The 25,985-nt window shown below is 50.6% G+C and carries 24 protein-coding genes; 7 read left to right on the forward strand and 17 right to left on the reverse strand.

What is annotated here, in order from left to right; translation table 11 throughout:
* Window positions 1-16 precede the first annotated feature (16 nt).
* The 3 genes from OCV64_RS11045 to OCV64_RS11055 form a co-directional block, all read right to left on the reverse strand.
* Entirely contained in the window at window positions 17-1,540 is a 1,524-nt protein-coding gene (locus OCV64_RS11045; RefSeq protein WP_262670018.1) for an AbgT family transporter, read from the reverse strand.
* A 936-nt stretch (window positions 1,541-2,476) separates the two neighbouring features.
* Window positions 2,477-2,710: a site-specific integrase gene (locus OCV64_RS11050; RefSeq protein ID WP_262670019.1), complete on the reverse strand. Its 234-nt coding sequence runs from the start codon at window positions 2,708-2,710 to the stop codon at window positions 2,477-2,479.
* Window positions 2,711-3,857: 1,147 nt separating this feature from the next.
* Window positions 3,858-4,745: a LysR family transcriptional regulator gene (locus tag OCV64_RS11055; RefSeq protein ID WP_262670020.1), complete on the reverse strand. Its 888-nt coding sequence runs from the start codon at window positions 4,743-4,745 to the stop codon at window positions 3,858-3,860.
* A 150-nt stretch (window positions 4,746-4,895) separates the two neighbouring features.
* On the opposite strand from OCV64_RS11055, the gene OCV64_RS11060 reads away from it, so the two are divergent.
* From OCV64_RS11060 to OCV64_RS11090, 7 genes are all read left to right on the forward strand, one after another.
* Complete coding sequence (locus OCV64_RS11060) at window positions 4,896-6,137, forward strand: NAD/NADP octopine/nopaline dehydrogenase family protein (RefSeq protein WP_186853365.1); 1,242 nt, start codon at window positions 4,896-4,898, stop codon at window positions 6,135-6,137.
* Between the two features lie 83 nt (window positions 6,138-6,220).
* A complete protein-coding gene (gene gltS, locus OCV64_RS11065; RefSeq protein ID WP_186853364.1) occupies window positions 6,221-7,420 on the forward strand; it encodes a sodium/glutamate symporter in 1,200 nt (399 codons plus the stop codon).
* Between the two features lie 656 nt (window positions 7,421-8,076).
* Window positions 8,077-8,202, forward strand: coding sequence for a hypothetical protein (locus OCV64_RS11070; protein WP_262670022.1), 126 nt, complete (start codon window positions 8,077-8,079; stop codon window positions 8,200-8,202).
* Between the two features lie 28 nt (window positions 8,203-8,230).
* Window positions 8,231-8,638: a tautomerase family protein gene (locus OCV64_RS11075; protein ID WP_262670023.1), complete on the forward strand. Its 408-nt coding sequence runs from the start codon at window positions 8,231-8,233 to the stop codon at window positions 8,636-8,638.
* Window positions 8,595-8,828: a tautomerase family protein gene (locus OCV64_RS11080; RefSeq protein WP_262670024.1), complete on the forward strand. Its 234-nt coding sequence runs from the start codon at window positions 8,595-8,597 to the stop codon at window positions 8,826-8,828. The genes OCV64_RS11075 and OCV64_RS11080 overlap by 44 nt, the downstream gene beginning before the upstream one ends.
* A 72-nt stretch (window positions 8,829-8,900) precedes the next feature.
* Window positions 8,901-9,065 carry a hypothetical protein gene (locus OCV64_RS11085; protein WP_262670025.1) on the forward strand — a complete coding sequence of 55 codons (165 nt, stop codon included), beginning with the start codon at window positions 8,901-8,903 and terminating at the stop codon, window positions 9,063-9,065.
* 51 nt (window positions 9,066-9,116) lie between these two features.
* On the forward strand, window positions 9,117-9,386 hold the full coding sequence (locus tag OCV64_RS11090; RefSeq protein ID WP_262670026.1) for a hypothetical protein: 270 nt from the start codon (window positions 9,117-9,119) through the stop codon (window positions 9,384-9,386).
* A 421-nt stretch (window positions 9,387-9,807) separates the two neighbouring features.
* On the opposite strand, the gene OCV64_RS11095 is transcribed toward OCV64_RS11090, so the two are convergent.
* The 14 genes from OCV64_RS11095 to OCV64_RS11160 form a co-directional block, all read right to left on the reverse strand.
* Window positions 9,808-10,476, reverse strand: coding sequence for an aspartate/glutamate racemase family protein (locus OCV64_RS11095; protein WP_262670027.1), 669 nt, complete (start codon window positions 10,474-10,476; stop codon window positions 9,808-9,810).
* Window positions 10,473-11,333 carry a hypothetical protein gene (locus tag OCV64_RS11100; RefSeq protein WP_262670028.1) on the reverse strand — a complete coding sequence of 287 codons (861 nt, stop codon included), beginning with the start codon at window positions 11,331-11,333 and terminating at the stop codon, window positions 10,473-10,475. The genes OCV64_RS11095 and OCV64_RS11100 overlap by 4 nt, the downstream gene beginning before the upstream one ends.
* Window positions 11,334-11,348: 15 nt before the next feature.
* Window positions 11,349-12,290, reverse strand: a complete 942-nt coding sequence (locus OCV64_RS11105) for an aminopeptidase (protein WP_262670029.1) — start codon at window positions 12,288-12,290, stop codon at window positions 11,349-11,351.
* Window positions 12,291-12,302: 12 nt separating this feature from the next.
* Entirely contained in the window at window positions 12,303-12,974 is a 672-nt protein-coding gene (locus tag OCV64_RS11110) for an AroM family protein (RefSeq protein ID WP_262670030.1), read from the reverse strand.
* A gap of 109 nt (window positions 12,975-13,083) precedes the next feature.
* Window positions 13,084-14,169 (reverse strand): DUF917 domain-containing protein, encoded by a 1,086-nt coding sequence (locus OCV64_RS11115; protein ID WP_186853356.1) that lies wholly within the window; start codon window positions 14,167-14,169, stop codon window positions 13,084-13,086.
* 44 nt (window positions 14,170-14,213) lie between these two features.
* On the reverse strand, window positions 14,214-15,527 hold the full coding sequence (locus OCV64_RS11120) for a cytosine permease (protein ID WP_186853355.1): 1,314 nt from the start codon (window positions 15,525-15,527) through the stop codon (window positions 14,214-14,216).
* 18 nt (window positions 15,528-15,545) lie between these two features.
* Window positions 15,546-17,234 carry a nitrilase-related carbon-nitrogen hydrolase gene (locus tag OCV64_RS11125; protein WP_262670031.1) on the reverse strand — a complete coding sequence of 563 codons (1,689 nt, stop codon included), beginning with the start codon at window positions 17,232-17,234 and terminating at the stop codon, window positions 15,546-15,548.
* Between the two features lie 315 nt (window positions 17,235-17,549).
* Window positions 17,550-18,338 (reverse strand): IclR family transcriptional regulator, encoded by a 789-nt coding sequence (locus OCV64_RS11130; protein ID WP_186853353.1) that lies wholly within the window; start codon window positions 18,336-18,338, stop codon window positions 17,550-17,552.
* Between the two features lie 1,204 nt (window positions 18,339-19,542).
* The gene (locus OCV64_RS11135) at window positions 19,543-21,045 is read right to left on the reverse strand and encodes a tripartite tricarboxylate transporter permease (RefSeq protein ID WP_262670032.1); all 1,503 of its coding nucleotides are present in this window, start codon (window positions 21,043-21,045) and stop codon (window positions 19,543-19,545) included.
* 11 nt (window positions 21,046-21,056) lie between these two features.
* On the reverse strand, window positions 21,057-21,518 hold the full coding sequence (locus OCV64_RS11140) for a tripartite tricarboxylate transporter TctB family protein (protein WP_262670033.1): 462 nt from the start codon (window positions 21,516-21,518) through the stop codon (window positions 21,057-21,059).
* Window positions 21,519-21,592: 74 nt separating this feature from the next.
* The gene (locus OCV64_RS11145) at window positions 21,593-22,633 is read right to left on the reverse strand and encodes a tripartite tricarboxylate transporter substrate binding protein (protein ID WP_186853350.1); all 1,041 of its coding nucleotides are present in this window, start codon (window positions 22,631-22,633) and stop codon (window positions 21,593-21,595) included.
* A 23-nt stretch (window positions 22,634-22,656) separates the two neighbouring features.
* Window positions 22,657-23,475 carry an RraA family protein gene (locus OCV64_RS11150; protein WP_186853349.1) on the reverse strand — a complete coding sequence of 273 codons (819 nt, stop codon included), beginning with the start codon at window positions 23,473-23,475 and terminating at the stop codon, window positions 22,657-22,659.
* A gap of 44 nt (window positions 23,476-23,519) precedes the next feature.
* On the reverse strand, window positions 23,520-24,350 hold the full coding sequence (locus tag OCV64_RS11155; RefSeq protein WP_186853348.1) for an RraA family protein: 831 nt from the start codon (window positions 24,348-24,350) through the stop codon (window positions 23,520-23,522).
* A gap of 205 nt (window positions 24,351-24,555) precedes the next feature.
* The gene (locus OCV64_RS11160; protein WP_186853347.1) at window positions 24,556-25,317 is read right to left on the reverse strand and encodes an IclR family transcriptional regulator; all 762 of its coding nucleotides are present in this window, start codon (window positions 25,315-25,317) and stop codon (window positions 24,556-24,558) included.
* Window positions 25,318-25,985 lie beyond the last annotated feature (668 nt).

Here is a 25,985-nt window from a genome sequence, read left to right on the forward strand (position 1 = left end):
TATACAATGATAGCGTTTATAGCATAAAGCTGACACCCGGCCCCAGGGGAATCTGGAACACGAACCAGATAATGAACTGAATCATATAGCAGGCCAGGAAAGTCAGGGAATAGGGGAGCATGTTGGAAATCAGGGTCCCAAATCCAAAATCCTTGTCATACTTTTTACACAGGGAAAGCAGCATGGCAAAATAAGCGTAGGCCGGGGTGATGGGGTCACTGGCCGCATCACCTACCCGGAAGCACATCTGGGTCACCGCAGGGTGATAACCCAGCAGCATGAACATGGGGACAAATACTGAGGACATCAGGCCCCACTTGGCAGAGGCACTGCCCACAAACAAGTTCAAGAACGCACACAGGAGAATGAATAGCAACATTATGGCCAGCGGCGGTAAACCAGAGGACTCCAGCAGTTCCGCACCCTTGATGGCCAGAATGGTAGCTAGATTAGACCACTCAAAGTAGGCCAAAAATTGGGCGATCACAAAGCATAGGGCCACGAAAGGACCCATGTCCACCATGGCATTGCCCATAGCATCCACCAAATCATTGCTGGTTTTAAAGTGGCCACTTCTGAATCCGTAGGCCACACCGGGGATAAAGAACAGCAGTGCAATAAAGAAGGGGAGACCTTGCATCAGGGGAGCAGCGGCAATTACCAGGCCACCGGTCTCTGGGTCCCGTAGCCATCCGTTACTGGGAATGCACATAACTAGGATGATGGCCAGATACACCAGAACAGCAATCAACGCGGCTCGCAGTCCCCGGTTCTCCTCTGGTGTGAGTTCTGCAATCTGCCGTTCCGTTACCACTGCGTTTGGCCGGTTCCGCAGTCTTGGCTCCACTATACGAGTGGTCACAAACAGAGAGGCAGCGGTCAAAATAAAGACCGAGGTCGCCGAGAAAAAATATGTCATAGCCGGGGATGCAGTGAAGTCGGGGTCTAGAGTTTGGGCGGCGGCTACTGTAAAGCTGGCGTTGACTACGTCCATATTGGTCAGCAGCAAATTAGCACAGAAGGCACCAGAGACTGTGGCGTATCCGCACAGGGCGCCGGCCACCGCTGGCTTACCCATAGAGGCGAATAGAGCAGATCCAAGAATGGGCATCACTACATAGCCAGTCCCGCCGGCGGCATCAGCTAACACAGCAACAAAGGTAAAAACCAGCAGCACCCGCAAATCAGAGCCTTTGGAGCTTTCTACCACCTTCTGCAGTACCACACGGAATAGACCGGACCGCTCACAGATCCCCACGCCGAACATGCATACCAGTACGGGCCCCAGAACAGAGAGGGTCTGGAAGTTACTGACCATGCTGGTCAGCATCCGGACAATCCCTTCTCTGGATAGTAAGTTGTAGGGTACTACTACCTCGCCAGTCGCGGGATTAACCGCTGTCACTCCGGCGGCAGTACAGACCCAAGAGAGAACGATGACAAGAATTGCAAACCAGACAAAAAATACCATAGGGTTGGGGATTTTATTTCCAATTTTTTCTACTCTCTCATAAAACCCTAGCGTGCTTTTTTTCTTCACATGAAACAACCTCCCGTTTCACTATCTGTTGATTTTGCAGCGCTTCCCTCTTTTTTCTTTCATAATCATGGGCCCGATGGAATTATTATCATACAAGGGCCCCAATCTGTCCAACACCACTTTTTCTTTGTATCAACAGGTCTAGTCCTGTGATTTATTAAAATATAGACGGGTTTTTGCAATCGAATTTGTCAAAATAGACAATTTCTGTGGAGGCGGCATAGCTCTTGTGCGGGGGAAAATCGTTTCTCCTAAATGGATCCTCCCACCACTCGGTATGCAGTGTTTAAAGCATATCGTCTCTTATTGCGAACAAATCGACCTGGCGGTGGAGCAGTTCGGAGCCAGCTATTCCATCTTTGCGGTCGATTCTGTCTACCGCAACACTGTCGCATTGTGGCCCACTGTTATGGTACAGTAAATCACACTATTATTGGAAATGTGGTGGAGTATGACATTCCTCCGCTAAAGGCTTATTGTGTCAGAAGGAATCTCAGTGAATGACCCAAGATCTGACCCAGAACCGGAAAAACTGGGTCGGAACAGAGAAAATATAACCTCCGGGTTTGGGCCCATTTTAGGCCCAAAAACGCCCGGAAAGCGTTGAACCGCAGCAGATGGACAAACCAACAGCAGCTCATAACCCGGAGGTCGGAGGTTCAAGTCCTCCTCCCGCAACCAGAAATCCGCTGGAATCATCTGATTCCAGCGGATTATTTTTGCTTTCTGCGACTTTTTTGTGAGCTTTATTTTTGGCTTTCAAATCTGACCTAGGTTCCGGCCCATACGGAAATTTGGAGTGTTCAGGGTGGACCCGGCAGAGAGGTGCCCCAGCATCCCGGACACCGTTTTCATATCTACCCCGTTTTGCGGGGCCAGGGTAGCGAAGATATACCGGAGATCATGGAACCTGACTTCTGGGTAGTCCTGCCCGTTTCAGCACCCGGTGGAGCATTTGCAGGACGCTGTCTGGAGAGATGGACCGTCTGTGGTACTAGGGAACACCCAGGGGCCTTCCCCGACTTTCTTTTTCTGCTGATTCAGAATGTCTACCATATCCTTTTCCAGAGGCAGGGTGCGGTAGGCGTTTTTTGTTTTGAGTGGGGCCTGCACCACCTCTCCATTAATATGGGCAATTTGCCGCCGTATCCGGAGGTCGCCCTGTTCCAAGTCAAGGTCCTCCCACCTTCAGACCTAGAAGTTCACCTCTCCGTACTCCGGTGGCCAACTCCATGAGTAGAGTTCGAACACACCGATGTCCCTTGCCTTCCGCAGAAAGTAGCCCAGCTGCTCCACCGGGGGGGTGTCATCTCCCTGTACTTCCCCTTGGGCATGGCGCAACTCTAGGCTGGGCCAGCGAAAGTTGATTCCAACTCTTTTGTCAGCTTCATAGCTGAGGTAATAATCTGGTGGAGGTTTCTGACCGTCTTGGCATGGCTGGCTTTTGCTCTTGCCCCGATTCACTCGGCCGCTGTTTAGCAGCCTCTTGCGGAACTTCTGTAGCTCTAAAGAGGCGAGCTTGCCCAAGCGAGATCTTCCTAATGTTTATCTTGATGTAGTTGTCAATATAGCCCCGGTCTCCAGGGGTCGGCTGGCGGTGTACTGTCCCTCCAAACGGCCATCCTTCCGTTTCTGGAGATTGCCCTTCCTGTCGGCTCCGTGTTTTCCCATGTTGTTCCATCTCCTTTGTAACGACACACAATACCAAGGAAACGGGAAATAGACGGGAAATGGCGCAGAGTCATCAAACGATTCACATTTTTGGGTTTTCGCACATTCTCTTTGTTAAACGTCGCTCTTTTGATCCCAGGGAGAACTTTTATCTTTGATTAGGCGGCGCAATTTTGGGGATGAGGTGTCCAGTCCGAAAAAGGTATCTCTTATAGAAAAGGACAGACAGATTCCCCTGCTTTTTCTTTGTGACAGTAGGTGTCCGGGGGATGACAATCGCAGAAGTGATATCACAGGCCAAATTTTGCCCCCGCTTTTGATACACTGTGAAAGCTCTCGTAACTGTCTGCACTGCGAGCAGAAGTAGTTCCTGCGGTGGCCGTCTGAGAACCTGCCTTTATACTGCACTTTTTTCAACCCCACGGTTCGTCCTGCCGTTTGTCAAATTGGCAAGGCCGCCGGATACTGTGCGCCGGCTATGTTCTTTTTGACACAGTTACATTTGAGACGCAAAGGGAAAAGTGCAGTTTGTCGTTCTAAAATGTCTTTTTCTACCCCACCACTCAGTTTCTGCTCTTACGGGGCAGAAATCGCAAAGGCTCATACGGTCCACAAAACGGAAAAACGAACTGAGCATAAAATACGGTTAAAGTGTATGCTGCTTTCGGATCAGATCTATAAAACCCTTCATAAAGGATGCCACCCACTTTCCGCGGTGGTAGATGATTTGGCTGAAATAAATTTGCGGTGCAACGCTGACGTTCAACTTGACCAGAGTGTTGCTCTCTATATCACGCCTGACCGAATATTCGGGAAGGAAAGTCAACCCCTCACTGTTTTTTAATATTTCGGCAATCGCCTTTGTATTGTCCACCACCAGTGAATTCTTAGGCAGCATCCCGCAAGAATATGCAAGGCGTTGCAGTTTTCGGTAAACGATGCCGGATCGCTCTGTCACGACCAGGGGGTACGAGAAAAAATCTTCCAAGGCTATCTGCTCACGACCGGCCAATTCGTGGTTGGGACTGGATACAAAAGCCAGTGTCTCCTTATGCTGGTAAGCACAGAAAAAATCCGGATCAGAATTTAAGTCGTCAGACAGGTAAACCATATCTAATTGGTTTAGCCTGAGCCACTCTTGGAGGTCCTTTGTCCGACCCATTTTAATTTGAATCTCAATATTGGGCCATTGGCTGGCATAATGCGGCAATATGTTGACCAATGTGCTGAATAACAGCGATTCCAAAACGCCCACACGAATGACACCGTGTATTTCTTTGTCCGATTTTCCTAACATGACAGATCGATGTATATTTTCTAAAATCGAATCAGCATAGGAACGGAATTCCTGACCGAGGGAGGTCAGGTAAATTTTTTTATCAATTCGGTCAAATAACGGAAATCCCAGCTCGCATTCTAACTGCTTGATTTGATTGCTGATGGTAGATTGCACATAGCCGAGCTCGGTTGCAGCCTTTGTGAAACTCTTTAGATCCGCTACTTTTGTAAATGCACGAAGTGTACGCTCATCCATAAGCTATCCTCTATTTAATCGAAAAATCGAATGAACTTCATCTAAACTATTCGTTTTACAAATTAATATTAGCACTATATTATTGAATTTGCAACAAAATAATGATGCCATTTTAAAAAAATTGTAACTTATGAAAGGATGAGGCAAGATATGAGTAAGATGGAGTATTTGCAGGATATGCCAATTGCGGTACTGGGCGGGGGCGCCGTGGGTAAGACCTGCGCAGCTGACATGAAACTGGCTGGTAAGGAGGTACGCCTCTATGACGCTATGCCCTTCGCCGCCACTTCCCTGAAAGACGTGGAAAAGACCGGCATCCTTCTGGACGGTGTTCAGCGCAACAAGTACTGCTTTGAGCGCTCTGGGCGGGCCTTCTTCGACTTGGTGACCAGCGACATCGCCGCCGCCGTAAAGGGTGTGGGCCATATTGTTATTGCTATGGGCTCTTGGGGGCATGAAGCAACCTTCCGGGCCTTAATTCCCCATCTAGAGGATGGTCAGGTAATCAATATCTTCGCCGACAACTTTGGTTGCCTACTTCTACGCCGCCTGATGCAGGAAATGGGCTGCGCTAAGAAGGTTATCGTGGGTGGTTGGTCCTCCGCCCCCTACGGCACCCGGATTGAGTCCATCGGTAAGTTTCAGTTCCCCCATGTAAGTGCCAAATACCGCGCCATCACGTTGCGGGGTGCTGCTCTGCCTATGAAGGACACCGATGATTTCTTGGAGGCCTCCAAGTATCTGCCCTGCATGGATGCCGTAACTCGAGGCGACGGCCCCTCCAAAGCCAACACCATTCTGGACGTTGACTTTGCAAACGTCAACCCTGTCATTCATGTCCCCGCCACTGTGCTGGGCGTGTCCACCATGGAGAACTGGGGCGTTATCTTCTGCGGCAACGATAAGACCACCTACTCTATGTACTCCCACGGCTTGTGCCCCTCTATCTGCGAGGTGCAGTATCAGTTTTATAACGAAGAAATTGCCTTGGCCAAGGCAATCGGCGTGGGTTGCCCTGAGTACAAGTATGAGATGTTCTTCTCCCGCCGCAGCGTACTGACTCAGGAGTACATGGGCCTAGACGAGAACGGCAACGACAACGTGGTCTTCCCGCTGGATCAGCCCTCCAACGAGGGTAACACAGGCCCCAACACCATCCATCACCGTTACATGACCGAGGATGTGCCCATTGGGTGCAAAATTTACCACGACTTGGGCGTACAGTACGGCGTGCCCACACCCATTATCGACTCCATGATTGTCTTGGCCGGCGCCATGCACAAGAAGAACTTCTTCCAGGACAGCCGCTACACCTTGGCCTATCTGGGCATTGACAATATGTCCAAGGAGGACCTGCTAACCTACTTAAATGAGGGCACCCGCCTAGTCTGAACGATATCGTTCAATCCCTGCGACGTTTCATGCTACAGGGATTGAGATTCGGATTTTAACCGTATTATGAAAGGAGATTCCATATGACAATCCCCTTGGATATTTTACAAACTTTGGCCGTAGCCGTGATCGTTCTCTTTGCCGGCAAGGGTATCAAGCGCTACGTTAAGGTGCTGGATCGGCTGTGTATTCCTGACCCTGTGGTAGGAGGCATCCTGTTCTCGCTTGTTGTCCTTTTCGGCCACCAGTCAGGGATGTTTCTGCTCGAACTGGACACCACCCTACAAAATGTTTTTATGACGGTGTTCTTTACCGCTGTCGGCTTTACCTGCGATGTAAAAGTATTGCTGAAATACGGAAAGCGCGCCATTCAGTTTACTGTTTTGCTGACACTGCTGGTAATCTTCCAAAACGCTATCGGAGTTGGACTGGCCAAGCTGTTCGACATCGACCTTCTTCTGGGGCTGTGTACCGGCTCGGCATCTATGACCGGTGGACACGGTACTGCAGGTTCCTTTGCTCCTCTATTTGAAACGAATTATGGCTGTGAGGGGGCATTGGTAGTTGGTTTGGCCGCTGCAACCTTTGGCCTGGTCAGTGGCGGACTTGTTGGCGGTCCTGTGGGCAACTTCCTGGTCCGCCGTCACGGATTAGCTGAAACTGCTGCTGCCCGCCGAGAGGACCCGACACAAGCGTCTACCCATGAAATGGAGATCCCACTGAGTGCCAAAGGTATGGTTTCCGCAGTGAATCAGATCATTTTATGTATGGGCGTGGGCACTATTATCTACTTGCTGCTGAAGATGGTGGGCATCACGTTCCCCTCCTATGTAGGAGGCATGGTCATGGGTGTGGTGCTACGCAATGTCAGCACCTACACCGGAAAATTTGAAACTCCTCTGCCGGAAATTGATTGTCTGGGTAATATTAGCTTATCCCTTTTCGTTTCTATGGCGCTGATGTCTCTGAAACTGTGGCAGCTAATTGATTTGGCGGTCCCCATGATCGTCACCCTGGCCACGCAGGTTGTGTTCATCGCAATCTTTATGATTTTTGTGGGCTATTACATCTTGGGTCGTGATTATGATGCGGCCGTGATGGTAACAGGTTTCTGCGGTTTTGGTTTAGGGGCTATGCCCAATGGAGTATCGAATATGCAGGCATTTACAAAGAAATGGGGACCTTCGCCCACTGCGTTCTTTGTTGTGCCAGGCGTTGGTTCCGTGATTATCGATGTGGTCAATGCATTGATTTTAACCGCTCTGATGAATCTTCTTGGATGAGCGGAGAATGTTCCTCCAACTTACACAAAAACCAAGGCCGTAGAGTTGCTACGAGCGGGGGCCCATCGTCTCCGTGTGCTTTCCCTTGCATTTTCGTACAGAATTGCACACAAGGTTTTACCAAGGAGAATGAGGAGGGACTCTTGGTGACCTGCGTACCTCGAAAACCCTCTTGACAGTCTGGCCGCTTGGAGTTTAGATAGAGCAGAGAGAAAACCAGCTATTCTGGATATTGGTGCCCTTGCTTTGATAAAACATTTTTTGGTTGTTCTGTGATCCTTTCTTTGTCTTTTTTATAGAAGTTTTTGCGTTGCTTGACATCTTCTGACCCGTAACTTGAACCAGAATAGGAAAAAATCAATGGAGGCAACGGGGCAAAGAGACTTGGAGAGTACCTGCCTTCGGTTGGGACAGGCCCGGAAAGCGCTGAAAAGGCCCAAACTGAACTTCAGAGCGTAGCTCACGTAGGTTCAAGTCCTACTCCCGCAACCAGAAATCCGCTGGAATCGCCTGATTCCAGCGGATTATTTTTGGCTTTCAAATTTTGACCCATACGGGAAATTTTCTGGGTTGAATAAGGTTATAGATTGGCGGAGAGGGCGTTTTTCATCATCTCCGCCGCCTGCCGTTGAGCCGAGGCGGTCATGCGGGCATAGGTGTTCGGGGAGCGCGAGTTCTGCGACACCTTCGGTCTGACCTACCCGGGTCCGGTGAAGTTTACTCCGATGGCTACCATCTATCAGGGCAAAATCAAATACAATGCCATCGAGATGGATTTTTAAGGAGGAACCAAGTACGCCGTTTTATCGTATGTCCATGCCCAAGGGGCTGGACGACCTGGCGGTGGAGAAGTCCCTGCGGGAAATCACAGCCGCCACGGCGGACATTCTTGCGCCCCTCATGGTGCGCATCGGGATCTACGAGTCTGACCCGGAAAAAATCTATGAGGGCGGCAAGTGCAGAGGCCATCTGCCCCCCACAGTTGTCTTCAACTGCGGCCCCGGCCGTAGCCTGGAGGCCAAGAACATGCTGATGAACTGGGTGACGGAGATCCTCAGCGAAAACTTGGGGTGCGGCAAGCGGGACGTTCGATGCCACCTGCTGGACAGATGGGAAGGCCCCCATTTGATGATTGACGGAAAACCTAAAGATTTTTCAAAGAAGGTGAAACAAGATGCCCTACATGTGCAACATTCAGATGCCCAAAGGCAAGCCTAAGGAGGTCATCGAGAAGACCATGGTGGAGATTTCTGAGATTATGATCCGGAACTTCGACGCCAAGCCCAGGCAGGTCCGGGTCATCGTGGACGAACTCCCCCGGAACCGGTATATCGTGGGCGGAGTCATGACCGCTGAGATGCCGGAGTTTGAGGAGAAAAAGCCGATGGAGAAGGCCTTGGAAGAATAAAGCGATTTGCACTTGGAAGATACTGTACCAAAGAAAGTTTTTGTATGGATATGAGAAGAGAGGAGATTATTTATGAGAAAGTCAATCGTAAAAGCTTTTGCCTTTGCCGCATCCTTGACGGCAATCCTCACCGCCTGCTCCCCAGGTTCCAGTTCGAATAGCAGCGCTTCAAACCCCAACACCAACAATGATTACCCGTCTCAACCCATTCCCCATGCTGGCGCTGTTCCTGTATGACACCTAGGATGAGGCCATGGAAATTGCTCGGGCCAACCTGACCACAGTGTGGTGATCCACTCTAATACTCAGAAGCACATTGAAGTGGTCCCCGGCGTGGTAAATGTGTCCCGCTATGCGGTCAACCAGGTGGGCGGCACTGCTCTGGGCGGTGCCATGGACAACGGCCTAAACCCCACCACCACCTTGGGCTGCGGTACCTGGGGCAACAACATCATCAGCGAAAATCTGTGGTACACACACGTGATGAACGTGAGCCGCATTTCCTATCGAGTGCCCGATATATACATCCCTACGGATAAAAAGATTTGGGCTGGCTAAACGATCCCCCTTTTTGATTTCACGACACAGAGGTGCGGCTTTGCGGTCGTACCTCTGTGCCTATTCAAAGGTGAAATTTTTGAAACAGAGGGAGAACATTGTGGTACATAAGGAGAAAATCAACCTTATTATCCCCGAGGCGGCGGCCCAGACAGTTTTTTCTCGTCAAAGGCCCTGCGCCAACAGTATTCCTTGAAAGTCGCTCCAAGTTGCCCTCTGATCCATTGATAAGGAAGATTCTGCCAAGCGCTACAGTCTGGTACATAATTGCCAACAAGGAATAAAACTGGGGAATTGCCAGCATACCGTTCAGTGTTGTGCGCTAATTTTTGATATGTCTGTTTGCTGCTCGTGATACCGATTCTGCAACAACGGGTGTGGGCATCCAATCGCAGAAAGGTGGTTGGCAGAGACGCATAGTTTAGATTTCTTTTCGCAGCAATTCAAATACTGTTAATAGTCCTTCGCACATAACAGGATCTAAAACAGGAATTCCCACTGCTTTCTCTATCGATGAGGCAATTTGGATACTGGACATTCCAGTGCAGCTTAAAGCAATTACATCAGCCCCCAGTGCTTTCTGTGCAGCCGCCTTTTCCATAGTAGCCTCGTACCCCTTGGCTGTCATCAAGTCTAAAATATTCTCCACACCATCTCCCTTTGCATTGTTCACAATTCGATCACCCAATATCCGATGGTAGCTCTCTGGTACATCTTCAGTAATACCTAGGACAGCTGGATAGCTGCCAAAAAATGTGCTCAGTGCGGCAGTGCTGGCACCGCCTCCAATAACCGGAATAGGCACTGCCTGTTTTGCCTCTGCAACTCCCGGGTCACCAGCACAACTGACAATAATGGCTTGGCACCCTTCCTGCCACAACTCCACGGCAAGCTTCACTACCTTGGGTACACCAGAAGTAAATGTCACATCATCATGAATTCCCTCTGGTTGATCGGGAATGCATCGGGACACTACTTGCAGCATGGGGAAATAGGATTCGATAAGCTTTCCATGCAGCTGTAGCAGTTCCTCGTCTTCTGTGGTCAAGACCCGAATCAGGCCCACTTTATATGTTTTCAATTTATTCACTCTTTTCCCCCAATTTTGTGGAAAATATTTTGCCGGCCAGAATATCCGCAACTGTGATGGGATCCGCACTCCGAGCAAGGAAAATTACACTCATCTAGGCTGTCGTGATCTACTGGCGGTTCCTCTGGTAAGGTCTTTATATACTCTACCAACGTAAGAACTCGCTCCACTTGATCCCGCTCTCCCTGAATCTGAATAGCTGTTGAATCCTGGACGCCGAAAAACCCGCCCTTTGCAAAAATCTGAGCTTGCACCTTTGCAAAAAATTGAATAGCCTCAATTTCTGTTATAATCTCCCCAGGAATAGGGGCAAGACTGTAGGCCATGCCATAAGAGAATCCACAACGCCGCATAGACACATGGCCCATGATTTGGGTCAAATCGCCCGGGATCAGCTTCAATACGCTGGACAGGATTAATGTTTGGATACCCTCTGTGTATAGATAGGGCATGCAGATGCCATAGCCGCCCCCACTCGGGCTTCCGATGAGCAACGCAGCGTGACCAAAAGCATCCAAGGCATTTGCTCCGGTAATAAATAGTGTCTCCGGACCCAGGCCTTTCATGGTCTGCTCCAAACAATCATCCACTTTTTGAGCTTTCCCCTGCCGATATAGCATGAAATGAGCCCCTTTGCACTTATGCAACGCCCCTTTCATGCCGTTTTTTGTCCACCGCCCGCAGATGCGAAGGGTGTCACCTGTCACCAGTTTAGATAGGCAGGACACTGTTGAAGAACCCTTAAATAGAATTTGGCCATGCTCCAGATAGGGGGTCAGAATGCCACTTGTTGCAATGCAGTGGGCAATCATTTGCTGACACTGGCTTCCCCATAGAGTAAACTGGGCTGTTTCCATAGCATAACTATCCCTTCAGATCTGGAATACTCCGTCCAGCATTACCAACTTGTCATCCAGATATAATGTGGGATTTTTAATAATGCCATCGATATGGCAGTCTGCCTGATTGTTGCCACCAAATCCCACATTGGTTCCAAAAGCGATATGGACAGTCTGATAGGCCTTTTCGTCCTCCAGGATGATGCCAACCAGTCCAGCAGCATAGTTGGTACCAATTCCCAACTCACACAATGTAGCATTATTTCTGCTTTTCAAAAGGATGTCCAATTTTTCCGCTTCTTTGCCCCGAATACTTTGCAGGACCCCGTTTTTTACTTCTACCTCCAGAGGTTCTTTTAGCAGACCAATTCCAACCACGGAGCCGTCAATCACCATGCTGCCGTTGGCCCCTGTCTCTACTGGAGCAATATAGGCCTCTCCCGAAGGAAGATTTCCCGCCTGCCCTTTCTCTCGATAGATCCCGGGGCTGGATACGCCGGGCCGGCCCCGGAGATCTAGTGTCATAACACGCCCCTGCTTCTCGATACGAGCCGTGCTGGCCTTAGTTAACAATTCTGCCACTCGCTCGGTGAACTCCATGACCCGCCTATAATCAGCAGTCATAGCACCCTTGGTAAACATATCTTTTGTGATACCTGGCATCGTGGCAATCCGCGCTCCCGCCGCCGCAGCCTCGATTTTGGCCCGGGTGTGGGTAATGGATGTACTCATAGGGCAAAGGACCACATCTGCAGCCTTCATGGCGGCGGCCACCGCAGCGGGTGGCTCCTGACCCGACACTGCCCGAGGAGACATGGTCATCAGCATAGCCTCCGATTCCAACACCTTGGCCGCCTGATACAGCGCCTGGCCAATAGCATACTTTTCATCGTCAGTTACCACCAGTACCTGCTCCTTTGGCCGAACATTCATACAACTGGTCAATATATTTTTTCCGATCTCCACTAGCTCCATCTTTTTTCCTCCTTACGACAGTAGTTCCATCATGACGCGAACCGCTAGGGTTCGGGACAAAATTACCGGCTTTCTGGATAATTTCTGAAACCGTTCCTTCGTTCCAGTGTGATAGCCAATACAGTCCATCACTACTAGATCTACATCTAGCTCTGATACGGTCCGGGCAGCCTCATCCAGAGCCTCCTGATTTCCGTAAGGCGAGGCAGGAATTGCAGTGCTCTCTTGGACGTATTGTTTCCACTTCTGCTCCGACTGTGCCACCTGCTGGGGGGTGGGAACCACAACAGCAATCTTTCCACGGCTAGCCAGTGCCGGCACAAGGCCGTTGAGTACCTTACAGGGGAAAATCAGAGGCACTTTGGAGTGAAACACGTCAGGAAAATCCCCGGTGCACAAAAACAGTATCAGCTCCGCTCCCTGCTCCTCTAGGAGTTCGATGCACTGCTGTAACCTGGGTAGGATATACCGCTCGGCAAACATTACGGGGCTCCCATCCTGCAGTTGTGAAATCAGGACATAATCCTCCTGCCCCGGTGCAAAGGCACGAACATCCTCTCGGGTGAGCCCATCCAACGCTCCTGCCTGAATTAATTCCACCCGATCATCCATCAGGGGAAGCAGGTCTTGAATTACGTCCTCTCTGGGCGACTGTCCAATGGTAATGGCGCCAACTTTCATCATCTTGTCTTCCTCCGTCCCATATTTATTCGATCTATAAAACCCCCGCCGCCAGTGATCCGGCAGCGGGGGTCGGTCAGCATTGCTTTTTTCCTGCCCCCAAATTTTTTTGTCAGAAAGGAACGTGTTCCACCATGGGGCGGTGAATAATGTTTTCCACTCCGGCTAGCAGATCTTTGTCAAACATGGGGGCGGCCAGTTTCAAATGTTGATACCCTACATGGATTAGGTAGACCTCCTGGCCAAGTCTCAGGTCAGAGGTTGGGGTCGGTCGGCCAGTCTGGCTGTCAAAGGTCATGATCAAATCAGGGAAAGTGCCACGGCGCTGTCCGTCCGGCCCGTCTACCGTCATGTACTCATTCCAGAAAGACATCTCATATCCGCAAATCTTGACAACACCCACATCAAAGCCACCTTCACTGCGCAACTGATACTCTTCTACCGGGCCATGAGCTAGGATCTCGCCGCCTAAAAACTCACAAACCTCCTGTACGCCTGCCTGTACAGACTGCTCCAGACCCCTAGCATAGCGGTGACCCGTCTCAATAGCCTGGGACAGCCCGCCCACAGCACTATTTTTTTGCAGGAGAGAGGCTTTTACTGGATTGCGGATTACAGCTACTAGGCCACCAGCCTCCACTGCAGCCGCTCGAACCAGCTTGGAGCAGTGGTCGATGGAACCAGTCACAGTGCATTCCACATACCGTCCCAATTCTTTCCGACCACCGACACAGGTCATAGTGGTGACGTAGGTAGGATCGCGGTGAAGATTCAGGCTGCCCATCACGCCTGTAGGGTGAGCACGACCGTTGCACGGGGCGTCCAATAAGGGAATTCCCAGCACGGATGCCTCCAGCCAACCGTTGAACGTAGAACCACCGCCATTTTCGTTAGTGATGATGCCACCGGGCCGAATTCCTGTGCTCTTGATAAACAGCTCCACACAGCGCATCATATCTGCGGGAGAAACAAACTTTTCCTGGGCCGCAGGAGCCCCAACCATGGAGGCCGTGACAATCACAGTTTCTGGATCGATTTGATCCAGCGGAGTCAGCTCCAGGGGGCTAAACCGCACAGCCAACTCGCCGGTTTCCGCCCCGGTTACCGCCGATCCTCCTCCACCGCCGCCCAGAATGGCTCCTCCCAGAGCTGCCCAACGGACATGTTGCTCGGTCAGCTTAATCCCATTGCGTTCCATGATTTTTCTTCCTTTCTGTTATCTGCTCCACAATTTCCCTGCACTCAATGTTTTTTGTTAGACACCAGATTGAATACTACGTGTAGGACAACGGTAGCCACCATGCCATTGACGGCTTGGATACCTGGGGTGAAAATGGCCACTACTACACCGCAGCCCCACGCCAGAACTGACGGCCACTTGATAAGAGGGAGCTTTTCATAGGAGATATCGTTGTAGTTATAGTCGTGCTTGATCCCAAACAGGGGGAGCACCAGATAGTCAGCCACCATGACTGCGGCCATGGGAGGAATCACGATACCCAGCCAAGTCATATAGGGCACAAAGTAGTCCACTACACCACAGAAGCCCAAAGCAATTCCGATGACGCCTAAAATAATAGTAATGGGGGCCTTTTTCTTTACTTCAATGATGTTGCAGGCGGCATTGGCTGCGGAGTAGAGATTCTGCTGATTGGTGGTCCAGGCTGCCAGGGTAATGAGTACAGCACCAATCAACCCGGAACCGGTGGCTAGCACGCCGATGTAGTCGGACACCACGCCAAAGTCCCACGTTTCCAAGTGCAGGGCGGCGGCAATGCCGGCGATGGGCAACAGGAAATGGCCGAAAAACAGACCGCTAACCCATACAATAGAAATTTTTACAATATCGGTCTTTGCAAACCGGCCGCAGTCGGGCACGGTGGCCATGCCAGCAGCCCAGCTGCCGATGACCGTAGTCACGCCGGTGGTCATAGCGCCGATTTGATTGCCGGTAGGGCTATAGGAGAACAGAGAATCAACACCGATGAGACGTACACAGTTGACCAGAGCCAGAACAATGAACAGTAACAGGGGGATGGCGGCAAAGGTGCTCAACTTCTCCATTCCTTTAAATCCTTTGATTGCGGTGGAGGCCATCATGATTCCCCCCAGTACTGCCAACACCGGCACACTCAGGGGGATGTACTTGGTCCAGATCTGCCCAAAGAAACCTAACTGCGTGGCGAACCAGCCCACGGAAGTAAAACAGATAATCGCCGAGAAAATATAAGTTCCTACCCGGCCCACAGTAAATCGGATTAGGGACATAGCCGCCAGTCCGGTTTTGGACCCGATATACACAGTCATAATCATGACTACCACTAGGATAATATCGCCGATAGACAAGGCAATGAGGGCATCCCGAAAGTTCATGCTGGAGCCTAGTGCTGTACCAGTGGCCAGATCTCCCACCACCACATTCCAGCACAGCCAGACAAAAAACATCTTGATCCAGCCGTACCGTTTATTTTTGGGAACGGGAGTATAGATATAGTCCTGTTCTTCCACACCACCCTCGGTTACCGAAGTGCTCACATTATGTTGCTTGTCACTCATAGCTATCTCCTTTCTTTGTTACAGCACACAATCCGTTTTTTCTATCAGCCGGTCATACCAAATGGTATGTCTAGTGCCTAGCATAGGTTTTTCTCGGACTACGTTTACCGCCGGGTGGCCCTGTATATCCGTCAAAATAAAACGTGTATCCAGTTTCATTTCCCTGAAGCCTTTCTCTCGGAGTAGTACCTCATCTCTGGGCTCAAGAAACATATCCGGTCCAAATATGCCGCTTATTCCCTCTTGGACGGCAAAGGCTGTGTAGGTATTGTTTTCGTTGGCACGTACTCTGGCAGGGTGATAATTCTCTCTCGCCTGCTGGGCTTCCGGGCAGCCGGAGAGACAGTTTGGATTTTTAACCGCCGGGACAGCAAAAATGTCACACCCGCTGTTGGCCAGCAGCCGGGGTACCTCCATGACCATAATTTCACTCCCTAACAGTATGCCGATTCTGCCATAGGGGCGGTCAAGAATCAGCCCGGCCTGGTCCCCCGCTTCCGCCCACTGTGCCTCCCGGCGAGTCAGGTGACTCTTACGGTAACAGTGTCGGGAGCCATCCTCACACAGACATTCCGCTGCATTCCAAAGCTTCCCGTTCTCCTCCAGAACAAAGCCCAAGATTACATCGACATGGTTCTCTACAGCCAAATCAGACAGTTCCGGCCACACTGGATCATCTGCCCGGATAGCGATACGCTGTGCCTGCTTCAGGTTTTCGGGAACGCCTCCTAGTACCAGCTCAGGCAGTATCAACAAGCGGTTCCCTCGCTTTCCGGCCTGGCAGATGGCCTGCTTTATATTGGCCAGATGTCCCTCCCGGTACTCCGGTTCCATGCTGCATACCGCTACAGAAAACAGGCTGCCTTGGAGCAGAGGATGCGGAGCAAAGATCTGATAATACTGACTCTGGAACCAAGGATAGCGCTGCAGCTGCAATTCACGGTAGAGCTCCGGGCGGCGCGGAGGGATCTCACTCCTATCCGTCTGAGTATCCAAGTCAATCTCGGCCAAAGCAATACCGTTTCCGTAGGGGTGACATGCTAGTACCCTGCCGTCCGGGCCAATGATACCGCTTCCACCGCAGAAGGAAAATCCCTTTTCCTCTCCGTGTCGGTTTGCTGCAATGACATACATCCCATTTTCCTTGGCACGGGTTATCCAGATACTGGAAGGGACAGATGCCTCACTCCAATTCATAGGGGAACATAAAATCTGCGCCCCCATTAGGCGGCTCAACCTGGAGGCTTCTGGGTAGCTTAGATCCATACAGATCTGTATGCCAACGACTCCAATGGGGGTGTCAAATACAGCTACCGGCTCATCTCCCGTCTTGGCCCAGGTGCTGTCAGGAGTGTAATGGTGCATTTTCCGGTGACGGCCAATTAGGCCTCTTGGCCCCACGAGGACGGCAGTGTTGTAAAGTCGATCCCCCTCCGACTCAGGGAGCCCGGCTACCAAATAACAGTCCAGTTCCCGGGCTAAGTCCTCCAGTAACCCTACCGTCCGCCCGCCGATCACATACTCCGCCATCTCCGATGCCTGATCCATGCTGTCAAAGTAATAGCCTGTAGCGCACATTTCGGGCAAAACTATGAGCTTTGCCCCCTGACCGGCTGCCTGTCGTATCAGACCGGCCAGCTGAGACAGGTTTTTCTCTTTTTCCATGAAACGACAGTCGAATTGGATTGCCGCTCCCTTGTACTTCATGGTCCTTACCCTCCTTTTATTGTCCCGAATCTTCCCGACGATCCCACTTCTTTCAACTGAATATTTTTTCTCAAGATAGTCATCCGATTTTTGCAAATATTCCTATAATAGAAATAAAAAATCTTATTATGGAATATTGTAATTATAGTAGCACTACACTTAGCGTTTGTCAAGATAGAAGCCGGTAAAATACACAGGAAACATTCTGTTTGCTTAATTGGCTTTGGTCAAAATGTAACAAGCCAGACGGGGGTTGTTTTCTCCCCGCCTGGCTTGTTTTTGCGCTATTTTCCTGAATCTTTCAGTATAAAATCATCAATAGATCAAATTGCTGTAATAATTGGAGCCCATTTGATTGTTAATTTCCACAGCGAGCTGGCGGCCTTGCTGAACGAATTGCTCCACTGCATCCGGCCGGGCTGGGTCATCCACTCCACCCACACTCAGGCCAGCTACCAACTGATTGGAGGAATTATAGATGGGAAAACCAACGGCAAAGAGTCCCTCTGTAAGTCTGTTATGGGTAAAGTCATAGCCGCGGGCTTGCGCTTGCTTCAGATCTTCGGCCAACTGAGCCATTTCCTCCTCTGGCAGTTCCAGGCTGCGCAGATATCCGCTTTGAAACTGGGGGGAGGCAAAAGCCAGCAGTACCCGGTTGGTAGCCCCGCAGAACAGTGGATATACTCCGCCTACAAACACGGTGCTCAGACGCCCGGTACTGTCGGAGACCACCCGATCCACACATAGGCTCTGGTTTCCACAGGGAATGGTGAGATAGGTGCTGATTTTTGTGCGCTCATGAAAATTCCAGAGAAAGTCATGGGCAATCCGTTTTACATCCTGCCTCTGCACTGCACAGAAACCAAGCAGAAGTACCTGTTCTCCTAAAGAATACTGCTTAGTAAGAGGGTCCTGCACCAAAAAGCCTTCTGTCATTAAGGTATGTACCAACCGGTATGCAATGGTCTTCCCCACGCCCAGCCCGCTGGCAATAGCAGGAAGAGACAGGGTATTCTCTTGCCGAAACATTTTTAAGATAGACAATGCACGGCCTGCTGTCTGCAGATAGCTCATGTCATCCCGCTTATCCAAATCTTCTTTCACGGTGTACCACCTTTATTAGATAAATCGTTTAAAGTGTACCAATTCTCCTCGCCTCTGTCAACCGGATAGGTTAAATTGCTGCTACTTACTTTTTTGTTTTATGGTTTTTACCTCGACTTTACCTGTATGAGAATCAAGCGTGAATCGGCTAATCCGCCCTGTTTCAAAGCGATGTCCATCTACTTCAGGTCAGCAACTTTCTCGCTAATAGAGACATATGGTCCATTCCGGAAAATACGGATCAAAGGTGCCGCTCGGTCACCTTACTCAGCAAAAAAACTAGGCCCGCAGTTTTTACCAATCTATGGATTATCCTGAACGGGTGAAAATTTTGCATCTCGCCTTCAGCTTTAGTGCAAAATTTTTGGTTCCTTTATCCAAATCCTAAAACAGTGCCATAAGAAGTCCCTGATTCCCTTGAAAGACTCAGAATAGACAACAGGAACGTATCATATTTTTCTGTTTTTTGTTTTGCCAAGTGTAGAGGAACAGTTGTAGTATGAGCTCTTTTACTCGATATGCAAAAGATTCAATGCCTCCTAGCCTACAAAGACTCCCACATAGAAGTGTTTGTTGAGGAGGTTATTCGACCATGATCGGGGGCTTCAGTCCTGGCCGGTACACGGTTTTAATGAGGTCGTTTTAGCCTGCCCCAAACTGTGATACACGAGGGTCAGACAGAACGGAACCAATGGAGCAAACAGAGACAGACAGCACACAAGCTCCTTGCAGAAAGGGTACAAAAGCCCCCGACAGAGCAGAAATCATATCCGAACCGCAATTCATAACCCGGAGGTCGGAGATTCAAGTCCCTCCTCCCGCAACCGAAACTCCGCTGGAATAAGCTGATTCCAACGGGGCTTCTCTGCTTTTTATTACTTTTCTAGCTTGATGATTTTGTTGAGGCGTTAGTCTGACTAATTTCCTGAGCCGTACGAAAATTTTTCCGGGGAAGAGAGGGCTATAGACTACCGGAGAGGATGTGCTCCATAATCTCTGCCGCCTGTACTGCGCTTTGGTAGTTGCATGGGTTTCGGTGTCGGAGGTAAACTTGGTGGGGAATATGCTGCACAATAGGACCGCTGAAACTTTCAAATGACCGCTTCTAAGTTACAGTAGGGGTCAGCGGTCCAATAGAAAAAACAGGGGAATGCCTCCCTTGATCAGACGCATTCCCCTGTTTGAGATGGGCTTTGAAGAAAACTTACGATGTCTGGCTCTTTTTCTTGGCGCGGTATTGAGAGATATAAGGATAGCTGACTGAGATTACCATACACAGAAACAGCACGATACAAATTGGTCTGGTTACCATAGAGGTAAATACGGCAGAGATGGAATTGTTGTTTAAAAGTAGTGCCTGGGATAGACCGGCTTCAGCGATGGGGCCCAAAATCAAGCCGAGTACAATGGGGACCACATTGTATTTATATAGCTTCAAGAGATAGCCGATCACGCCGAACACCAGCATGAGCAGAATGTCCGCCACGCTGCCCCGGATAGCATAGGTTCCGATAACGCTAAGGAACAGCACGCAGGCGTTTAAAATATTTTTGGGGGCTAGAGTAACCCGGGCAAAGTATTTAGCGCCCCAGATGCCGATAGCCGCCATCATTACATTTGCAATAAATAGAGCGCAAATAAAGGGGTAGGTGATTTCTTTTTCTGTGGTGAACAGGCCGTAGCCAGGAGTTAAGCCCTGGATGGTAAGGGCGGACAGTAGCACTGCTGTGGTGGCGTTGCCAGGGACACCTAGAGTCAGAGTAGGGATCAGAGTGCCGCCTGTGACCGCATTGTTGGCCGCCTCACACCAAGCGACACCCTCCCGGGAACCGTTGCCATAATCCGGGTCCTTCGTAAACATATGACCAGTGTTGTGGGCTACATAGGAAGCCACATCCCCCCCGGTGCCGGGAATAATACCCACAATCAGACCAATAACAGAAGACCACCAGTAGATTTTGGGGTATTTGAAAATATCTTTTAGTTTCAATTTACTGCTCTTGTACTGCACCAGAGAGTCCTTGCTTGCCACCTCAAGAGGATCTTTCAAAGAAGTGAACACCTGGGACATACTGAACAGGCCGATGACCACCGGGATCATTTGAATGCCACCCATGAAAAAAGTGCTGCCAAAGGTAAAACGAATGCTGCCCTGGACAGGGTCGATGCCTATACAGGCCAAAACCAGACCAACACAACCCATCATCAAGCCCTTGAGTACGCTTTTGGCAGTCAAAGAGGCTATGATGGTCAGACCAAAGAGAGCCATCATGAACCTCTCTTGGGGGCCGAATTGGAAGGCGAAACGAGCCAGCGGGGGAGCTAAAAACAGCAGGGCTACAACACTGAGGATACCGCCCCAGAAAGAGGATATTGCGGACTCCACCAGAGCTTCGTGAGACTTCCCCTTCAAAGTCATGGCATAACCGTCCATGGCGGTGGCAGCCGCGGCACTGGTACCAGGGGTATTGATCAAAATGGCGGAGATGGAGCCTCCGAACATGGAACCACAATAGATGGCCCCTAAAAATACCAGAGCGGTAGTGGAGTCGATGGTGTAGGTTACCGGGATAAGCACTGCGATGCCCATAGTAGGAGTGAAGCCGGGCAGAGCCCCCACGATGATTCCCAAAATCGTGCCGACAAGGGCAAAAATCAGATTACCTGGAGAAAATGCGGTGGCAATATAGCCTAAAATTTCGGTCATGGGCGCCTCCTTCAGATCAGGATCCCTCTGGGGAATCGGATGCCCAGAAGAGAGAACATGGCGAACAGGAAAACAGAGAAAAAGATAGTCGCTATGATATCCCGGACGATATGCTTTTTATCTTTGACCGGCTCAAAGATTAAAATAGTAATTCCAGTAAATAACATGGAAGAGCTCAAAAAGCCAACCCGTGGGATCGCAAAGATCCAGAGCGCGGCGATAAATGCGAGGATGATGCCGCGCTTGATTTGCCCTGAATTTAGAGGAAATACCGTCGCCTGGTCCCGCTCTTTTTGCCACTTCACACCGGAAATCACGATGTTAGCGGCAGACAAAGCCATGCCGGTCACACAGATAAACTTGGGCCAAAGGGCCGCTGCGGGCTGGAGCTGAAGACTGTAAACATAAAATAAAATGAAAAATGCCAGCACCAAGATTCCGGTGATACAATTTCGTTTATTCAAAGGTTTCACCTCGAATGTCTAAAATGAAGCTGGACCGGACCGCTTCCCCAGACAGGACGCGGCCGGTCCAGCATCGTGAGAGCTTACTGGAGGGACTCCAGGACAGGAACTGCCAGCTCTGCAGCATTGTGTACCTGCTGGGAGAACTCCTCATGGTCAGCATATCTGTGCATAAAGTTGGACTCCGCTGCCGCAGCTTGGAATTCCTCGTCCTCAAGGGTGGCCTTGACTGCTGCGTCAAAGGCATCTACATAGGTCTGATCCACGCCTTTCATGTAGTAGAAGCCGGCAAAGGCGTTGGTCTCATAGCCCTCATAGCCCAGCTCTCCTAGGGTGGGTACGTCCTCGAAGCCTGGGGTGCTGGACTTGGAGCCCAGATTGATCACCGGCCGGATGTCAGAGCGGCCGGTCAGCTCGGACTCACTTACTGCATAAGACATCACATGACCACCCATCACCGCCGTGTAGCAGTCGGAGGTACCGCCGGTGAAGGGGACGCTGAGGGCGTCCAGCCCCTCGCCTGACAGGAAAGAAGCAAAGGCCACATGGGCGATACCGCCGTTACCGGCATTGGCGTAGGTGAACTGGCCGGGGTTCTCCTGGATATATGTGAGGACGGACTGGGCATCAGGGAATTTGTCGTTCTCTCCGGAAACTGCCAGATAGAAGGGATCTGCGGTGATCCGGGAGACAGGGATCAAGTCGTCCACCGTGTAGGTGGTTTCGCCGCTAGCGGGGCGGTAGACAGTAGGGGTAGGGAGGCTGAACAGGATGTTGCTACCGTCCGCCGCCTGAGAGACAAAAGCGGTGGTGCCGATGACGCCGGAGGCGCCGCCGGCGTTGTTGACTACCAAGGTAGCGCCAAGGTGTTTCTCCAGGTAGGGCTGGATAAAGCGCATCTGGATATCGGTGTTGCTGCCAGCATTGAAGGGGACAGTGACCGTAATGATTTCAGGGAATTCTACTTGTGGAGCTGTACTAGAGTCACCCGAAGTGTTTGCGCTGGATCCGGTGTTGGAACTGGTGCTTCCGCCGGCGGAGGTGCTGGAGTGATCGCCACCGGAGCAAGCTGCGAGAGAGAGGAGCATGGCGAGAGACAGAACGGAAGAAACAAGCTTTTTCATATCAAATTCCTCCTAAAGACTACTTAGGTGTTCTCGGTGCTGGGTGCGTCGTCGGTGTAGCGCTTGCGGAAGAGCTTTTTAATTTCTGCAATGGGGGCATCCCGTTCAATGAGTTCCCGCATGACTTCCTCGTCAGGCAGGATTTCTTGGCATTTTTTCAGTATATAAGCTGCATGCTGAGGAGGTACGGCACAGATCCCTGAGTCGTCAGCGATGATCAGATCGCCAGGATTGATCTGGACACCTGCAAGCACCACAGGGCCGTTGATCTCAATGGCCTCAATACGGCACTTGCCTGTCTTGGGGGTGACACCTCGGCACCAAGTGGGCATCTGATACTTGCGGATTTCGCCAACATCTCGGACCGCACCATCGATGACCACACCCTCCAGTCCACGAATCTTGGCGGAAACAAAGGATTGACCACCCATGCTGCTCATATCCGTCATACCGCCGGCGTCACCCACCAGTACATCGCCGGGTTCTGCCAGATAATTAACCTCTCGAGAGGCCATTTTGATGAAATCGTGGTCCATCAGGCCTTTAGTAGTGGTCTTTTCGATGGGGATGCTACGCAGGGTCACCGCAGTGCCAACAATCAAGTGGCCCGGCTCGATGGGCTTCAGTACAGAAGCGGGGATCACTTTGTTGTAACCCAGTGCGTCCAGAAGGTCGCTGACAGTTCCGGTCAGGTCGTCCTCCAGTGCCTTGAAGCCATCGACAATCTCCTTTGGCACTCGGGGGAACTTGATCATCTTGATGTTCTCCTTGTCGATTACGCCCCAGATACGTCCTGCCGCCTTATATTCTTCATAGTCAGCGGCAACTTTCGGATCTATCATATCAAAAACTCCTTTCCGTTTCCGGCAAAGTGAAATATGGGCTCTTATTTATACCGTGCCCGGAACAGAGGCCGCAATTCAGAAATAGGAGCCTTGGATACGATCAGTTGGCGCATCCGCTCCTCGGAGGCGGCGATCTTTAGGCACTCCTCTAGTACAGGCTCTGCCAGTTCATAAGGGACGATGCACACACCGGAGTCGTCCGCCACCATTAGGTCGCCGGGGATGACCAGTTTGCCGCACAGAGTGACAGGACCGTTCATCTCGATGCACTCCATGCGGAACTTTCCGGTGATCTGAGTGGTGCCGCAACTGAATACGGGGTAACCCATCTCTCGGATGGAGGACACATCCCGGCAGCAACCGTTGACAATATTGCCGGCAAAGCCGCAGCTTTTGCCAACGGTGCAGCTCTGGCCGCCCATGTTGGATACATCCAGGTTACCGCCAAAGTCGGACACCAAAACGTCGCCTGGCTCTCCTAGGTAGTAGATATCCCGGGTAGACATTGCGATGAAGTCATGGTCGTGGGCGCCCTGGGTGGGTGTCTTACGGACCGGAATGTTCCGAATAGTTACCGCGGGACCGCAGATTTTGCTGCCGGGAATCACTGGCTTCAAATAAGAAGTGGGGATGGCCCCGTCGATCCCGTAGGAGTCCAGTACATCAGAGACAGTGGTGCTCATGTCCTCCATGGATAGGTAACCGTCGATAATTTGCCTGCTGACGCGAGGAAATTTGATCCGAGTGATCCGCTCCCGGGGGACCAGACCCCAGACTCGTCCGGCCGCCTCGTACTCCGCGTAATCCTTGTCGCGCTGGGCGCGCAGGGCGGCAACCTCTTCATTAGCCTTTTCCACTTGTGTGATATCCATAACCTATACTCCTTCTTAATGATATTTCTAAATAAGAAACTTATTTTCTGAATATAGGATATCATAAGAAAGAAAAATATTCAATATATACAAGAAAATCAAAGAAAATTCATCAATATTCCACATTTATATTGGACAATTTTTAATAAAATCCCCGATACTGTTTCCTAATAGGAAAATGAGTACGGGGATGTTTCCTGCGTTGTCACAGTGAATTTCCAATGGCGCCGCTGCTTAGATCCTTGGACATCTCCTTTGCGATTTCCTTGACTAAAAAGATGTACCGTTCTAGTTTGGTCTGATCCACCCGCAGTCGGGGAGCGCCGATGGAGATAGCCGCCCAGACGGTCCCGGACTCATCCCGAATGGGGGCGCTGATGCCGATGGTCTCAATACTCAATTCCCCATCGCTGATGGCATATCCCTGTGCGCGAATTTTAGCGTACTCCTTCAAAAGCTCATCTGGCGAAATAATAGTGCGCTCAGTCAGTGGTGTAATGGGTTCCTCCATCAGGCGGCGACGGATGACCTCGTCGCTCTGGAAGGCCCCCAAGACCTTCCCGTTGGCACCGGCATACAGGGGGCGTTCTTGCCCCACACTGCCAGCCACCCGGACGGCCTGGAGACTCTCCTCCCGGTAGACCAGGTTGGCCTTTCCGTCAACCAACATACTGAAGGAGGCGTTCTCCCCGGTGAGATCACGTAGCCGCACCAAATACGGCTTAACCATTTTGGATAAGCCGATGTGATCCTCATAAGTTTTTCCTAAAATATATACCACCGGTCCCAGAGTGTATTTTCGATCTACAGTTTGGGTAGCCAATCCGCTTTTTACCAGGGCCGCTAATAGTTTGCATGTTCCGCTCTTTGTGCATCCAATTTTTTCTCCCAGTTCAGTAACACTGTGGACATAGGGAGCCTGCCCAAGTAATTTCAACAGTGAAACGGTTTTTTCACCAGATGTCATATAGTATCCCTCCCTCTCGTTCTTTTGCTATTGTAGCGGGGGTCTCAACGCATGTCAATTACCGGTTGGCAAATTAAAATTGCAGGGCAACCATGTTTTGCCAAGTGGGGCGTTTTAATTTATACCCGACTCAATTTTCTACTTATTACCTGCTCCAGATCCAGAAAAGCCAGAGATAAAACGGGGCTTACACGACCTCCAGCTTTTGACCAGTTTTTATAAAAATTAAAGAACTGTGCCACAATGGGGGACCCCTGCGGCACAGCTCATGATTGAATTTTGTTTGTAGTTTTTCTTACAGTAAGGACTACACTTTTGTATATACAACGTCTACGAGGCATGGCTATGCCAGCGGTGAACAGGATGTTGCCGCAGCACAGAAAGAGAATGATGGAGGAATTTCGCGGTCCATACCGCTTTGGTCCCTGGAGTGAGACTGATTTAGGTCTGTTCCCCAGGTGGGAGCATAGTCTTTTCTTCCTTGCTAATTTGCGCCTTTCCCTCATACTTAGAATCAAGCGAAGTCCTTAATGGGAATGGGGCCGCTGAAATCCTAAAAGCATGATTGAGACACAAAAGAGGCTATATATAGGGGCGGGCCGCCCGGCCGTCGCGTGTGACGACCGAGGCGGCCCTAAAAGTCAGCGATATTACTTCTTGATGCCCCG

Source organism: Muriventricola aceti (assembly GCF_025567565.1).
GTDB classification, from domain to species: Bacteria; Bacillota; Clostridia; order Oscillospirales; family Oscillospiraceae; genus Lawsonibacter; species Lawsonibacter aceti.